Raw genomic sequence first — 270 nt, forward strand, 5'->3', positions numbered from 1 at the left:
ATGACACCAATTGTCGCGCGTGCCCTTGTGAAATTTTTCCTTCTTCTACAGCTTGTTTAGTCTGAGATGATAGATTTAGTAGGCGCAATAAATTACTGATATATGGTCTTGATTTTCCCATGATTTGAGCAACTTCATCATGTGTTAACCCTCTACTAATCAATTTTTGATAAGAGGCTGCTTCTTCTATCGGATTTAAGTTAGAACGCTGCAGATTCTCTATGATAGCCTGATAGAGTAAATCATCATCAGTCAGCTCTTTTACCACTG

General features: G+C 37.8%; 1 protein-coding gene. It reads right to left on the reverse strand.

The genetic code is table 11. The features are described from left to right. A partial coding sequence (locus C1G53_RS07380) for a ParB/RepB/Spo0J family partition protein (protein WP_153046672.1) occupies nucleotides 1-270 on the reverse strand: 270 nt, incomplete at both ends.

Source organism: Streptococcus suis (genome assembly GCF_002960445.1).
Lineage (GTDB): Bacteria > Bacillota > Bacilli > Lactobacillales > Streptococcaceae > Streptococcus > Streptococcus hyiners.